General features: G+C 59.1%; 13 protein-coding genes. 5 read left to right on the top strand and 8 right to left on the bottom strand.

Annotated features, from left to right (window positions below):
- Nucleotides 1-161 precede the first annotated feature (161 nt).
- Nucleotides 162-623 (top strand): bifunctional nuclease family protein, encoded by a 462-nt coding sequence (locus tag VSP_RS03940; RefSeq protein WP_009958905.1) that lies wholly within the window; start codon nt 162-164, stop codon nt 621-623.
- Between the two features lie 313 nt (nt 624-936).
- Here the strand turns inward: VSP_RS03940 and VSP_RS03935 are convergent, their stop codons facing one another.
- Complete coding sequence (locus tag VSP_RS03935; RefSeq protein ID WP_009958904.1) at nt 937-1,284, bottom strand: P-II family nitrogen regulator; 348 nt, start codon at nt 1,282-1,284, stop codon at nt 937-939.
- Between the two features lie 231 nt (nt 1,285-1,515).
- Here VSP_RS03935 and VSP_RS03930 point away from each other — a divergent pair, with 231 nt between their 5' ends.
- Nucleotides 1,516-2,391: a DUF6263 family protein gene (locus VSP_RS03930; protein WP_029190156.1), complete on the top strand. Its 876-nt coding sequence runs from the start codon at nt 1,516-1,518 to the stop codon at nt 2,389-2,391.
- Between the two features lie 113 nt (nt 2,392-2,504).
- Here VSP_RS03930 and tsf read toward each other — a convergent pair whose 3' ends face one another.
- From tsf to VSP_RS03905, 5 genes are all read right to left on the bottom strand, one after another.
- The gene (gene tsf, locus VSP_RS03925; RefSeq protein ID WP_009958902.1) at nt 2,505-3,095 is read right to left on the bottom strand and encodes a translation elongation factor Ts; all 591 of its coding nucleotides are present in this window, start codon (nt 3,093-3,095) and stop codon (nt 2,505-2,507) included.
- Between the two features lie 93 nt (nt 3,096-3,188).
- Entirely contained in the window at nt 3,189-3,938 is a 750-nt protein-coding gene (gene rpsB, locus VSP_RS03920; RefSeq protein ID WP_009958899.1) for a 30S ribosomal protein S2, read from the bottom strand.
- A gap of 539 nt (nt 3,939-4,477) precedes the next feature.
- Entirely contained in the window at nt 4,478-6,010 is a 1,533-nt protein-coding gene (gene proS / locus VSP_RS03915; protein WP_009958898.1) for a proline--tRNA ligase, read from the bottom strand.
- Nucleotides 6,011-6,143: 133 nt separating this feature from the next.
- On the bottom strand, nt 6,144-6,671 hold the full coding sequence (locus tag VSP_RS38875) for a type II secretion system protein (RefSeq protein ID WP_009958896.1): 528 nt from the start codon (nt 6,669-6,671) through the stop codon (nt 6,144-6,146).
- Nucleotides 6,672-6,754: 83 nt separating this feature from the next.
- On the bottom strand, nt 6,755-7,570 hold the full coding sequence (locus VSP_RS03905) for a hypothetical protein (protein WP_009958895.1): 816 nt from the start codon (nt 7,568-7,570) through the stop codon (nt 6,755-6,757).
- An 82-nt stretch (nt 7,571-7,652) separates the two neighbouring features.
- Between VSP_RS03905 and VSP_RS03900 the strand changes: the two genes are divergently transcribed.
- Both VSP_RS03900 and folP read left to right on the top strand, forming a co-directional pair.
- Nucleotides 7,653-8,444: a histidinol-phosphatase HisJ family protein gene (locus VSP_RS03900; RefSeq protein ID WP_009958894.1), complete on the top strand. Its 792-nt coding sequence runs from the start codon at nt 7,653-7,655 to the stop codon at nt 8,442-8,444.
- 18 nt (nt 8,445-8,462) lie between these two features.
- On the top strand, nt 8,463-9,359 hold the full coding sequence (folP, locus tag VSP_RS03895; protein WP_156345896.1) for a dihydropteroate synthase: 897 nt from the start codon (nt 8,463-8,465) through the stop codon (nt 9,357-9,359).
- Here folP and VSP_RS03890 read toward each other — a convergent pair.
- Nucleotides 9,343-9,765 carry a hypothetical protein gene (locus tag VSP_RS03890; protein WP_009958892.1) on the bottom strand — a complete coding sequence of 141 codons (423 nt, stop codon included), beginning with the start codon at nt 9,763-9,765 and terminating at the stop codon, nt 9,343-9,345. The two genes, folP and VSP_RS03890, sit on opposite strands and share 17 nt — an antisense overlap.
- Before the next feature lie 371 nt (nt 9,766-10,136).
- Between VSP_RS03890 and VSP_RS33765 the strand changes: the two genes are divergently transcribed.
- Nucleotides 10,137-10,892, top strand: a complete 756-nt coding sequence (locus tag VSP_RS33765; protein WP_009958891.1) for an RNA polymerase sigma factor — start codon at nt 10,137-10,139, stop codon at nt 10,890-10,892.
- A 17-nt stretch (nt 10,893-10,909) separates the two neighbouring features.
- Here VSP_RS33765 and VSP_RS03880 read toward each other — a convergent pair whose 3' ends face one another.
- On the bottom strand, nt 10,910-13,786 hold the full coding sequence (locus VSP_RS03880; protein ID WP_081452380.1) for a PVC-type heme-binding CxxCH protein: 2,877 nt from the start codon (nt 13,784-13,786) through the stop codon (nt 10,910-10,912).
- Nucleotides 13,787-13,796 lie beyond the last annotated feature (10 nt).

Below are 13,796 nucleotides of genomic sequence, written 5' to 3'. Positions count from 1 at the left end.
GGGCCGGGCCCGATAATCATCCTGCTTCCTGGTTGAAAAGCTGCTCCCTCATCTCTTCGGGGGAGCAGTTTTTTTTGAGGCTGACGAGCCCTGATGGGCTGTTATGCCCCGGTTCCGCCAGTCTTGCTTGCCTCCCCCAGCCGAAAGCGTATCCTTTTTATATGAACAATGATGTGGTGGCGGTGGAGTTGCGCAATGTGCTTCCCATGGACAACGGCCATGCGGTGTTCCTGGGCAACGCGGAGAAGACGTTTGTCATCTTTGTGGATGAGCCGGTAGGCACAGCCATCACCATGTCGATGCGTGGCATCGTCAAAGACCGGCCTCTCACCCATGACCTCATGAGTCATCTGCTCCGGGCCTTCGGGGCGAAGGTGGAGCGCATGATCATCAACTCCCTGGACAACGGCGTCTTCTACGCCCGTCTCATCATCAGTGCGCAGAATGAAGTTCAGCAGCGCAAGGTTGTGGAACTGGATGCCCGCCCCAGTGACAGCATTGCCCTCGCCGTCGCGCAGAATGCCCCCATCCTCGTGGCCAACGAAGTCTGGCAGTCCGTGGATGACGTCAGCGAGACCCTCGATCAGGTGCAAAAACGCGGTCGCCGCAAGGAAGACGAATGACCCCTTCGGGGCGGAGACAGAAGACTGGAAGACGCAAGACAGAAGACCTGAGCTGGCGCAAGTGTGGCCGTCTCCAGCGGAGCTGGTCAGGAAATGGAGCCAAGGACATATCTAGCCCGGTCCGGACTATGGTACACTTGAGTCTCCCGGCTTCCCCTCCAGGTGCCAGCTCAGGTCTTCTGTCTTCTTTCTTCCAGTCTTCTGTCCGCCGCGGAGCGGCAAAAAAAAGACAGGCCGGACCACCCGGTCCGACCTGCCTTTTTCGCACGCTTCCTCACTCCGATGGTTAGTCGGAAATCCTTGTCAGGGGGCATTAGCTGCCAGACACCGCATCACGGCCGCGCTCCCCAGTGCGGATCCGGATGGCCTCCGCAACTTCACTGACGAAAACTTTGCCGTCACCAATCTTGCCCGTATTGGCGGCTTTCACGATCGCCTCCACCACCGTGTCACAGCGATCAGACTCAACCACTACTTCAAGTTTCACTTTGGGAAGGAAGTCCACCGTATATTCACTCCCGCGGTAGATTTCAGTATGTCCTTTCTGGCGACCAAAGCCCTTGACCTCGACGACCGTCATCCCTTGAACACCAACTTCGGCGAGGGCTTCTTTGACGTCTTCCAGCTTGAAGGGCTTGATAATGGCTTCGACTTTTTTCATAGAGTTTGGTTTGGTGGAGGGGGATGGGGTGAGAGGTTGTTGCGGTTGTCCGGCTGGATTGCCTGATTCCTGATCAACACATTAGCGGGCACCGTGCCAACTCACCACGAATTTTGAAAAAGATGGTTAAGACCACTTTCGGCACACTGAATTTTTGCAAACCCCCGTCGCGAAGCTTGGCAAGCCTCACTCGGCATGTTTCTATCAGTCTATCCAATCAAAACCCACCTCATGCAAACACCATTTGTAGTTCTCTTCCCCGCCCTCCTCGCAGCTTTCACCCTCAATGCCAGCGGTGCTGACAAAGTCACCCTTCGTCAGCACTGGGAACCCGGAAAGCTGTATAAACAGGAAAATGTCACAGACATGTCCATGGTCATGCCAGGCTTGGGAGCCGCAGGCGAACAAAAAACGAACATCATCCAGAGCCTGACCGTCGGCGTCACCAAAGATCCCGGTTCAGATAACAAGTCCGCTGAAGTCAAGTTTGCCGCCATCAAAGGCTCCATGACCATGATGGGCCAGGTGATGACCTATGACTCCAACGATCCCGCCAAATCCCAGCCCTTCCTACAGCAGGCGTTTGGAGCCATGGTCGGCAAGTCCTTCACCATCGTTTACGACAAGGATGACAAGTTCGTCTCCGTAAAGGGTATCGAAAACCTTGCTCCGACACCGCTGGGCAAGACCCAGGCGATGGATGGCAAACAACTTGCCGAAGCCTTCCGTAAATCCAGCGAAATGGGGCTGCCCAAAGACCCTGTGGCTGTGGGAGACACCTGGAAGGTGGAAGAAAAGATGGACCTGCCCCCGATTGGCAAACTCGTCATCAAAGCCACCGGGAAGTTTGACTCCCTGGCCACGGTCAAAGGAGCCAATACCGCAAAGCTGCTCATCACAGGTGAGTTTTCCACCGAGGGCGACAACCAGTTGGTGAATCTCGGCGAAGGCTCCAAGTTCGACGCCGAAGTGCTCTTCGACCTGGATCGCAAGGTGGTCGTCAACAACGTGACCAACACCACCCTGAAACTGAATGTGGGCGGCAAAGAAGCTCCCATGACGCAGAAGGTGACCACCGCCCTGACTGGCATCGAAGACCTCAAATAAGGCGGAACTCGCCCCACTCTTCGCAAGATTAAAAAAGCGGATGATGCAAGGCATCATCCGCTCTTTCATTTCGGCCACACAGGCCGGAAAGGGATCTCAGAGAGACCGCTCGATTAACCGCCCACTGCGTAGCGGGTAAAGCGACGCACGACGATGTTCTCGCCAAGCTCAGCGATCTTGCTCTTCACGAGGTCGCGAATCACGACCTTGTCGTCCTTGATGAAAGGCTGCTCAAGCAAGCAGTTGTCGGCAAAGTACTTGTTGATTTTGCCTTCCACGATCTTGTCCACCACGTTGGCGGGCTTGCCCTTGACCTGGTCAGCCGCGATTTCGCGCTCTTTCTCAAGCAGGCTTTCCGGCACGTCTTCGCGCTGGAGGTAGCTCGGGTTGGCAGCAGCGATGTGCAGGGTGAGGTCCTTCACAAAGGTCTGGAAGTTCTCGTTCTTCGCCACGAAGTCGGTTTCGCAATTGACTTCGATGAGCACGCCCACGCGACCAGCCATGTGAATGTAGCTGGAAATGATGCCTTCCTTGGCTTCACGATCCGCCTTGCCCGCCGCCTTGGCGATGCCCTTCTTGCGCAGGATCGTTTCGGCCTCCTCGATGTTGCCTTGGGCTTCGGTGAGAGCCTTTTTGCAGTCCATCATGCCCGCATTGGTCTTTTTGCGGAGGTTGTTGACGAGTTCAGCGGTGATTTCAGCCATGGGTGATTACAGAATGAAAGATTAGAGGGAAACTAAAGGGCGCGCAGCAAAGGCTGCGCGCCGGGAAACGAAGCAGCAAGCAACGAAACCGACTTACTTCTTCACCTCGGCCTGGGCCATGAGGATCGGGTCGATCAGCTTCTGCAGGATGATGCGGATGGAGCGGATGGCGTCGTCGTTGGCGGCGATCGGGTAGTCCACTGCGTTCGGGTCAGCGTTGCTGTCCACGAGGGCCACGATCGGGATGCGAAGGCGGGTGGCCTCATGCACCGCGATGTGTTCACGGGCGCTGTCCACGATCACCATGGCGTCCGGAAGGCCGTCCATGTAACGAATGCCCTTGAGGTTGCGCTCAAGCTTGGCCTTCTCACGGTTGAGGGCCGCGATTTCCTTCTTGGACATCGCCTTGAACTCGGGGAGCTTCGGGAGATCTTCAAGGTACTGCCAGCGGGCCACACTCTTGCGGATGGTCGCCTGGTTGGTGAGCGTACCACCGAGCCAGCGGTGATTCACATAGAACTGGCCCACGGCCGTGGCCGCTTCCTGCACAGCTTCCTGGGCCTGGCGCTTGCAACCCACGAAAAGGATGCGCTTGCCCTTGCGGGTCAGGTCAGCAAGGAAGTTTGCAGCAACTTCAGCCTGCTCGAGCGTCTTCTCGATGTTGATGATGTGGATGCCGTTGCGGGCCTCCAGAAGGAACCCCTTCATCTTCGGGTTCCAACGGCGGGTTTGGTGACCGAAGTGTACTCCGGCCTCGACGAGTTCTGCGAGTTGTTGATAGGACATGATGCTGACGAAGCCTGAGACCGCACTTTCCCCTCCTTCAAGGACGGGCCAGCTCATTCTTTGAGGAATGATCCGGTCGGCAGGCGGATAAACGTTGAACTAATACTGAAACCCTCACCGCCCAGCGGAAAGGGGCAGGCAGGATAAGGGCAATTGTTGAATGCGCAAGAAGAATTGCCGGGGCTAAAAAAGTGAAAAGTAGAGAGTGAAAAGTCAAAAGTGGGGGACCAGGCAGGCTCAGCTCCAGCAAAGTAGTGGCGGACTTCAGTCTGCCTCAGTTTGCGGCGGGTGCACTGAGGCAGCCCCGCATGCGGGACTGGACTCCGTACAACTTCCAAAAACCGTGCGTGCAAAGCAGCCTGTCGGAAGCTCTTCCTCGAAGAGGATGCAGCCACAAGCCCAACATTGGCGAGCTTCCAGCGAGCCTACGTTGGGTAGGCAATGAAATAGCGCCTACTCCGAAGGAGTTACGGCGGTCAGGCTCCCCATCCGTCGCCCTCCGCTCACTTTGTCCCAATAGCAAGGGGCAAAGAACCTCGCAGCTCCTTGCCCCTCCCCTCCCGGGAAAAGATCCCGAAATCTTGCCGCAGCGCCGATCAATAGCTCTTCGCAAACACCACGCGGCGGGAGCTGGGCTTGCCCGTCAGGAAGCACACCCCTTCTTCGACGTACTCGTCGCCATCGGGGATACAACGGACGGTGACCTTGAGTTCCTTTTGAAGCCGCTCTTCATCTTCGCTGCTGCCCGCCCAGTGCATGAGGGCAAAACCGCCGTGGATCTCTGGCTTGTCTTCGCTCTTCGGCGTGAAGAAAGCACGAAACTCCGCTTCCGTGTTAAGCTTGTGCATGTGCTCGTTACGGAGCGCGGTAGCGCGGGCCAGCAGCTGCTTCTGGATGTCGGCGAGAATGTCGCCCACATCTTGAATGAACTGTTCTTTGGGGATGAATTCTTTCTCTTTGGGGCCGCGGTCACGACGCGCCACCGCCACACTGCGGCTGGTGATGTCGCGCGGGCCGATCTCGACACGCAGCGGCACCCCTTTCTTGATCCACTCCCAGTTGCGAGCGCCGCCGGCGATGTCCCGCTTGTCCACATGGACACGCAGCGGCTCGCCATGAAAGGCGTGGGCACGCAAGGTGGTGGCCAGGGCTTCGCACGCGTCAATCACCGCATCCTTGGTATCAGGCTTGGGAGTGACCGGGAGGATCACGATCTGCGTGGGAGCGATCCGGGGAGGCAGCACCGCACCGTCATCGTCTGCATGGGCCATCAGCAATGTGCCAATCAGACGGGTGCTCACCCCCCAGCTCGTCGTCCAAGCATGGTGACGAAGATTGTCGCGCCCCAGAAACTCAATGTTGGCCGCCTTGGCGAAGTTCTGCCCCAGGAAATGCGAGGTGCCCGCCTGGATGGCCTTGCGGTCCTGCACCATGGCCTCAACCGTGAAAGTGTTCAGCGCACCGGGGAAGCGCTCGCGCTCAGTCTTTTCTCCCGGAATGGCGGGAATGGCGAGATAGTTGCGCAGGAAATCTTCATAGACGCCGTGCATCAGCTTGGCCTCTTTCATGGCTTCCTCAGAGGTCTCATGGGCAGTGTGCCCCTCCTGCCACAGAAACTCGGCCGTGCGGAGGAAAAGACGGGGGCGCATCTCCCAGCGCATCACGTTGGCCCACTGGTTGATGAGCAGGGGCAGGTCGCGGTAGCTTTCCACCCACCGTGCGAAAGCGGCCCCAATGATCGTCTCAGAAGTCGGGCGAATGACGAAGGGCTCTTCGAGCTTGCCGGTGGGCTCCATTTTCACGGTGCCATCGGGCTGCTTCACCGCTTCGAGGCGGTGATGCGTCACCACGGCACATTCTGTGGCGAATCCTTCTGCGTGCTGAGCTTCCTTTTCCAGATAGCTCAGAGGAATCAGCAACGGGAAATACGCATTCTGGTGCCCCGTTTCCTTGAACTTGGCATCAAGGTGCTTCTGGATGAGCTCCCATATCCCGTAGCCCCACGGCTTGATGACCATGCAGCCTCGCACCTCAGAGTTTTCAGCGAGATCGGCAGCTCGGACGACTTGCTGATACCACTCAGGAAAGTTGTCGGCGCGGGTAGGGGTAATGGCGGAGGCTGTGCTCATGTCAGAAAGCCCAAGCAATGCAGGAGCCCGCGCCCACTTGCAAGCACCAACTAGGGTGGATGCAGGGAAGCGCCTGCCAGGGAGGCTTCAGCCACGCGGGACAGTGCCCGCATCAATCCCCCCCCCTGTCGCACTAGGGAGCCATCATCGAGGGGCCCTGCTGAATGGTGCCGTCAGGCATCAACATGTTCGGCCCCTGGGTCTTTTTGTGGAATCCGCCACGCTCCAGAACCCAAGGCTGGTTCCAGCGGAAAGCCGTGCTCGGGGAGTCATCAAACGTCGTGGGTACGTACGAGCTGGAGTAAATCTCTTCTCCGCTGTCGTCATTGGCCACACCCCGGTGGGTGTCATCGGATGGGCAGACCCAGTTGGTCTTGGCCACGCCATAGTCCTTCAGCTTCTCATACCACCACTTCCACTCCTGGTCTTCATCCTCGTACCCATCCTCAGGGAGCTGGGGCCAGACCATTTCATGATCCTGCATGTATGAGTTGAACCCCACATGCATGATCCTCATGTTGGAAATGCAGGCCGCATAGCCTGCCATGTTCCGGAATTGACCGAATACAGGAAACGAGATGGTTGCCAGCAACGCCACAATGGCGATGACGATCAACATCTCAATGAGGGTGTATCCGTGGGGAACGGGGCGTTTTCTCATCTCTCACTAAAAGTGAAAATGCCGCGCGATGAATCGCGCGGCACAAAGGGACTTCAGATCAAGTCGGAAACAGGCTTACTCAATTAGCGGGAACCCAGGAAGAAGCGACGGCTGCCGTACACTTTCATCGTCAGGGTTTCGGCATTTTCTTGAACTTCGTCAATGTTCTTGGGGGTGATTGCCGCAAGGAAGACAGGATCGCTCAGGAAGCCGAACGGATTGTTGATGATGATCGTACCGTCATCCGAAGGCTCGATTTCGACCAGGCCTTCAGCAATGGTCTGGGCCAGCTGCGAGATGATCGGCTGCGCATCCGGGGAAAGGATGGTGATCTTGCCTTTGCCAGAGAAACGGAGTTCGGGATAGGTCTTGGTGATCTTGGCGACGAAGTTGGTGTTGGCGACAAAGCCACGGCCACCGTTGTTCACCACGCTGGTGGAGGAGTTGACGGTGTTGCTGGAACCGAAAAGGAAGAAACTGCCTTGGGTGTTCGTGGAAGCCTGGTCGCTCAAAGTCACTTCGGACTGGGAGTTGGTGACGCAGGTCACTTCGCGACGGTCCATGTCCACCATGCCGGAAGCCGTGCCGAAAAAGGCGATGCCCTGATAGTAAAGGACGCTACGGTTCAGATAGCTGCCCACCGTGGAATTCGTGGCGGTCGTGCTGCCACCGCTGCCCGTTGAACCAGAGGCAACCGAAGGTCCAAGGTCAACGTTGTTTCCCCACTGGGCGTAGCCAGACCCGTTTTTGTAGCGCAGGGAGGCCTGATACACGCCTTCATTATCCAGCGTGGCGCTATAGTCGCCGTTGTCGAAAGGACCGCCCACCCAGGCAAACGCCTGTGAGCCCGACACGAGCGCAAGACCAGCAAGAACTGAAAATAGCTTTTTCTTAGTCATGGGCCTGAAACTAGCGGACTCGTACACATCCCTTCAAGATTTTTTTTGAAATTCATTCGTTTCGCTTCGACTCCATTGCACCATGCCGCCGGACTACCATTTACACACTCCTCTTTGCAAACATGCAGAGGGCCATCCCCGTGAGTATGCCGCTGCTGCTGTGGCACTTGGCCTGCCCGAGATCGGATTGTCCGACCACAGCCCGATGAAGTCCCACTTCGACGACTGGCGGATGGAATGGGAGGAATTCCCCCGCTACCTGGAGATGGTGGACGAAGCAAGAGCTGAGCACCCCTCCCTGCCTATTCGACTGGGATTGGAAGTGGACTATTTGGAGGGAGGAGAGGCCTGGGTGGAGGAACTCTCGACCAAAGCCCCATTCGACTACCTCATTGGCAGCGTCCACTACATTGCCCCCGGCTGGGATGTGGACAACCCCAAGCACCTCTCGCGCTTTTCAGAACACGGTGTGGAGGAGATCTGGGCGACCTATTGGAGACTGTTCGAAAAAGCGATCCGCTCCCGGCTTTTTGATTTCATGGGGCACCCAGACCTTCCCAAGAAGTTTGGCCACCGCCCTTCAGGCGATCTGCGCCCTTATTATGAGCCCACGATCCAGGCTCTCGCGGATATCGGGACAGCCATCGAAATCAACACCGCAGGGCTGCGCAAGGATGTTCGCGAGATGTACCCCAGTCGGGAGTTTCTGGAGATGGCCTTCTCCGCAGGGGTGCCACTGCTCATCAACTCCGACGCCCATGCTCCGGGGGAGGTTGGCGCAGATTTCGACAAGGCCGTGGCTCTCGCCCGGGAGGTGGGCTACACCCACACACTCAAGTTTTTGGGCCGGACCGCCACCCCCATCCCCCTCTGAACCCAGTCCGCGACGCCTATGTTACTCAAAGCCCGTGGCCTTCAAGTCCGCTTCCCGCGACGCCCGCTGGTCATGGGCATCGTGAACATCAACGACGACTCGTTTTCAGGTGACGGGTCACTCGACGCCGGGGTCGCCCTGGCCCAGGCGAGGCAGTTTCTGAAAGCAGGAGCCGACATCATCGATATTGGCGCAGAGAGCGCCCGCACCAATCGTGCCGCCATCACCGAGGACGAAGAAGTGGCCCGGCTCCTCCCCTTCCTGCAAGCCTGGCCAGCTCTGACAGCGGAATTTGCCAGCCCCCCCTGGGATTCCGACCAGCTCTGGCCGCCGATTTTGTCGATCAACACCTGGCGTAGCGGGGTAATCGAGCGGGTGCTTCCCCTTGGCGGGGATTTAATCAATGACATCTCCGGACTGCCGGACGCACGCAACGCCGAACTGTGCGCCCAACACGACGCTGCTCTGCTCATCATGCACAGCGTAGGCGAGCCCAAAATCCCACACACCCACGTGAGTTATCCGGACGTGATGGAGACGCTAGACCGCTTTTTTGAAGACAAGCTCCTCCTGGCCAAGACCGCCGGTCTTTCTGAAGAGCGGGTGCTACTCGATCCTGGCATCGACTTTGCCAAACAACGCGATGACAACCTCGCCATCTACCGGGAGCTGGATCGGTTGCACCGCTTTGGCCGTCCCCTCCTGTTGCCCGTCTCACGGAAGACCGTCATCGGTCAAGTCTTGGAGCTGCCGAACCCGCAAGACCGTGATGCTGGAACGGTCGCCTGCATCGCCGTCGGCATCCGCCGTGGAGCGCAAATCTTCCGGGTACACCATGTGGAAGCAGCGGCCCAGGCAGTGAAAGTCCTCTGGCAGGCCACCCACCCGAGTCCAATCGCTACTTCCGCCGCGTAAGGAGCAGGCCCACCATCTGGATTACCAGCCCCACACCCAGGGAAACAGCCCCAGGCTTGATCTGGGTCTTCGCGATGATCGAGTTCAGATCCATCGCCGGAAGGCCTGCCGCCTTCAATTCTTCAAAACCAGCGGCAAGAAGATCCACCTTACCCCAGAGATCTTTGACCAGAAAGCTCAGTGCCCCGACAGCGATGATCCACGCAATCCAGGCATACCTGGCCGATCTTAGCCAGGCGAGCGCCATCACGATCACGGCAGCGGACACCAGGGTCCACGCCGCGGCCCGGTTCATCTCAAAGAGGCTCACCACCCCGATCATCGGCATGTTCAACACCTCGCCCTTGGCGCCCCAGAGAATGAGGGACGCCCCAACAAGGGAGAGCACGAAACGGGGAAAAGGCATAGCTTTGGCAGATGGCAACGATTTAGGAGCGAATCGCAGTTCAGGCAACCGCTCAATTTCTTCTGACCGCAAGGGTGGAACGGCAGGATTCATGATCTCGGTCTAAACGGGGTGTCCGGCGCACCCCTGCAAAGGGGCACGCCGGTGGGGTTTTGTGAAGACCCCGGGCTCAAAGGGGGAGAACCGTGTGGGCCTTCAAGGGCATGCATTTGGAAATCCGGGCCAATGTGACCTGAAAAGTAAAACATTTTCCCTGCTGTCCGTAGAATTCCATACAGGGTAGTGCTCGCTTCCGGCGCACTTTGTGCTTTGGTAAACTCCTATCATTCCTGCTACTGCGGCCCAGTTCGACTCGCAACACCGTAGCCACCATGAACGACAAGTTCTCCACTGCCCGATTCTCCACCTCACATGATTCCACGTTTGTGACCAAGTGGGATGTGGTCAACCGCGCCAAGGGAGGCGGGATGGACCGAGACTCCGCCAATGCGCTGGAGGAGCTTTGCCGGATTTACCGCCACCCCATTTACATCGCGCTGCGGTTCAAGCACGGCTACGAGCATCATGACTCAGAGGATCTGGCCCAGACCTTCATCACCTGGCTGATCCATGGGGACTATCTGAAGCGCGCCGATCCTGAAAAAGGTCGTTTCCGCTCCTTCCTGCTGAGCTATCTGGACAATTTCGTGGCCAATCACCGCCGCAAACAACACGCCCAGAAGCGTGGCGGCCATGCCATCCACGTGCCAGCAGAGTTCCCCAGCGAGACCAATCGCACGGCGGTGGAGCCCCGGGACGACAACACGCCTGACAAGGAATTCGACCGCGCCTGGACGCTAGCCACCTTCCGCGAAGCGCTGGACCGCCTGCGCGCCAAGTTTGTGGCGGAAGGCCGGGGCGAGGAATTTGAGACCCTCCAGGACTTCCTCCTCAGGAAGCGCGGTGAAGGGGAGAGCTACGAAGTGGCTGCGGCCCGACTGGGCATCACGGAAGTAACCATGCGCCAGCGCGTCTCCCGCTTCGGCAGAAAATTCCGCCAGATGCTGGAGGAAGTCATCAAGCCAATGGTGAGTGAGGCCGAGCTGGATGATGAATTGAGCTATCTCTGGCGCTGCTTCGAGAAGTAACCCTGCTTGGCTTGGCATCACTTGCGGGAACACAACCAGGCCACCAGGTCACAGAGCTCCTGCTCACTCATCGTCATGTCCAGCCCCATGGGCATGAGACTTGTCGCGAGGGTGGTTTGCGCAGAGATGCGGTCATGCGCGAGGCTCTTCTCCTGCCCGGCCAGATCCACCAGCAAAAGCCCCTCCGCGGTGTGACTGCGGATCAGCCCCATGTGGCTCTGTCCATCTGACGTCTCAATCGCCTGGGTTTCATAGTCACGGGCCAGCGTGGCGCTGGGGAACAGGATGCTCTCCAGCAGGTCACGCTCCCGGCGGATGGCCCCGATGCGGCTGAGGTCAGGCCCAATGGCCCGCCCCAAGCCCGCCACCTGATGGCAGGCCACGCAGGTGCCCCGTCCCGTCTCAAACAGTTTGCCCCCTTCCTGAGGGCGGCCCTTCTCTTTGACGAGCGTGGCCAGCAATTCGAGCCGCCGCTTCTTGAGCTCGATGGCCTCATGCGCCTTCTCCAGAGAGGGGCGCAATCCGGCAAAGACGTCCGTCGGCCAGTCACTACAGAGCGTCCGCACAGTGCTTTCGTCGATGCTCCCCAGCGCTGGAGTCGCCGCCAGGGCACGAGCGATCATCCGCCCCTGTTCTGGTTCGCCGTATTTCCGCAATCCCTTGAGCCATTCCGCCAGTTCCAAGGGACCGCACATGGGCAAATCAGCCAGGACCGCAGCCAACTGGGCGTCCGTCAACCGGGCCGCCGCAAGCATCCGCACGGCCTCGATGCGAGCGGCAATATTGATTGGGTCCGCAGCCGCTTTGGAGAGGAGATCGAAGGAGGCACTGCGCACCGCCCCGCCCGAAGACGACAGTGCCGTCAGGGCCTTCAATCTTAGCGACGACGGTTGCGACGCGTCCGCCGCGAGCCGCTCCAAGACCGGATCAAACTGAGGGGACTTTAGCCGCTGCACGACCCCAAGAAGCACGGGCAAGGCACTCCTCCCGCCCGCTTCCGGCTCAGCCAGACGGGCCAGGTCCGCCAAAAGCGGGGCGATGATGCCTTCCACTGGGGGAACCGCACTCGACTGCGCGGCGATCTGCAAGGCCAGACGCCGCGTGACCGCGTCCGAATGGGCCAGCATGCGGGCCAAAACCTGCGCCGCCGCCGGGTTGCCCAGCCGGTTCTTCAAGACCCTCTCCACCACGGCCGCTTGGGCCGGAGCGAGCGGACCGGCCGCCAACCACTCATCAAACGTCCTGGCATTCGCATCGACCGCCTCAGGGATCAGATCCAGGCCGAACAGGACCGCATCCCTCGTCATGGGCTGCTCGAGTCCGAGACTGCTGGCGAGGCTGACGAGACGGACGCTGTACGTCGCGCGGTCCGCCGCGGGTCCGCTGCCGTCGATCTGGGAATAGTTAGCCGCTCGAACCTCGCAACTCCGCAGGCGGTCGTTCGCAGAAGATTCTCTGCCACCAAGAAGATCCTCCACCGTCATCAAGGCAGCCAGAGCCCGGATGCCCGCATGCTCCAAAGCAGGATCAACCTCGGACGTGAGAAGCATTTTCAGCGGTTCGAGCAGGGTTTTAAGGTCAGCCCGGCGCGCCAGGGCATCGCAGGCCATCCTTTGCCGGGAGAGGACACCTGAGGTCAGTGCGGCGCGAATCTCCTCCTCCGTCTGCCATGCCCATGAACCGGTGGACGAAGGCGGCCGGGGCACCTTGCCAAGCGGCGGTGCCAGATCCCCCTGTCCGCTCTTCCGGATGCGGTAAACCGCGCCTTTGACATCCGGTTTGGCCATGAGGCTGCTGGGGCAACCAATGCGGAACCACCCTCCGGTGTCGAGCACCAGTAAAGAGCCGTCGCGATCTTCGATCACATCCGTCAAATGAGCCTCAGGATCATGGATCTTCAAGAACTCTCGTTCGACCGCCTTGTAGGTGGATCCCAAAGGCTCCAGCTCCATCCGCACCACTCGCTGCGTGTTGAAGTGGGTGACGAAAAGGGTCCGCTTTCCGGCCGATGGAGGAAACAACACCCCGGTCCGGTCAAACGTGCAGCCGGAGACGGCCACATGACCAAAGTTGTGGATCACCGGCATGCGTTCCAGCGTTCTGGGCAGGCCTGTGATGGCCTTCATCATGTCCGCCCGCTCGTACACTCCGCCCTCCAGCCAGTGCATGAGGGTGTCACCGCGAGGCTGGGAGTAATAGAGATTGCAGGTCCCGATGATGTCGCCTTCGGGGGTGAAATCGATTTCGGTGGGATTGTCTGCGCATCCCAGTGAATGCCACCGCACATCGGAGCCGTCCGGCTGGCACGACCAGATCCCCGAGGCCAGGCCTTCATGCACGAGCTTGCCACCAGCACTCTGCACCACGCGATGCCCTTTGCGTCCATGGCACCAGTAAAGCCTGCCATTGGGATGAAGAAACGGGCCATGGACATCGGCCGCGTTGCCCGTGTAGTCAAAGCCACCCACGATCATCGTTCGCTCTTCCGCCACACCATCGCCATCGGCGTCCCGCAACCGCCAGATCCCGGGGGGTGACGCCACATACAGAGCCCCCTCGTGCCAGCAGGCCCCTTGCGGAAAAGTCATCTTGTCCGCAAAGACCGTCGCGCGGTCATAAACGCCGTCTGCATTGTCATCCACCAGCTTGAGCACACGGTTGGGGAGCTGGGTTTCCAGCTCCGCCTTGTTCAGGTTGAGTCCTGCCGCATCACCCAGGTACAGCGCCCCTTGCGGATCCACGCAGCCCATGATCGGGTGGTGAACCAACGGTGGTGCCGCGGCGGAAACCAGCTCGAGACCTTCCGGCAGGGTGTACTGTGGAGGCTCACCTGATCCTGATTGTGACCCCAAGTGATACAATAGTGCTGCCAAAACGATAATTTTCCGACTCATGGCCGGAGAA

The organism is Verrucomicrobium spinosum DSM 4136 = JCM 18804 (assembly GCF_000172155.1).
GTDB classification, from domain to species: domain Bacteria; phylum Verrucomicrobiota; class Verrucomicrobiia; order Verrucomicrobiales; family Verrucomicrobiaceae; genus Verrucomicrobium; species Verrucomicrobium spinosum.
Note: the sequence above shows the minus strand (reverse complement) of the source record. Positions and strands in the feature narration are given on the sequence as shown.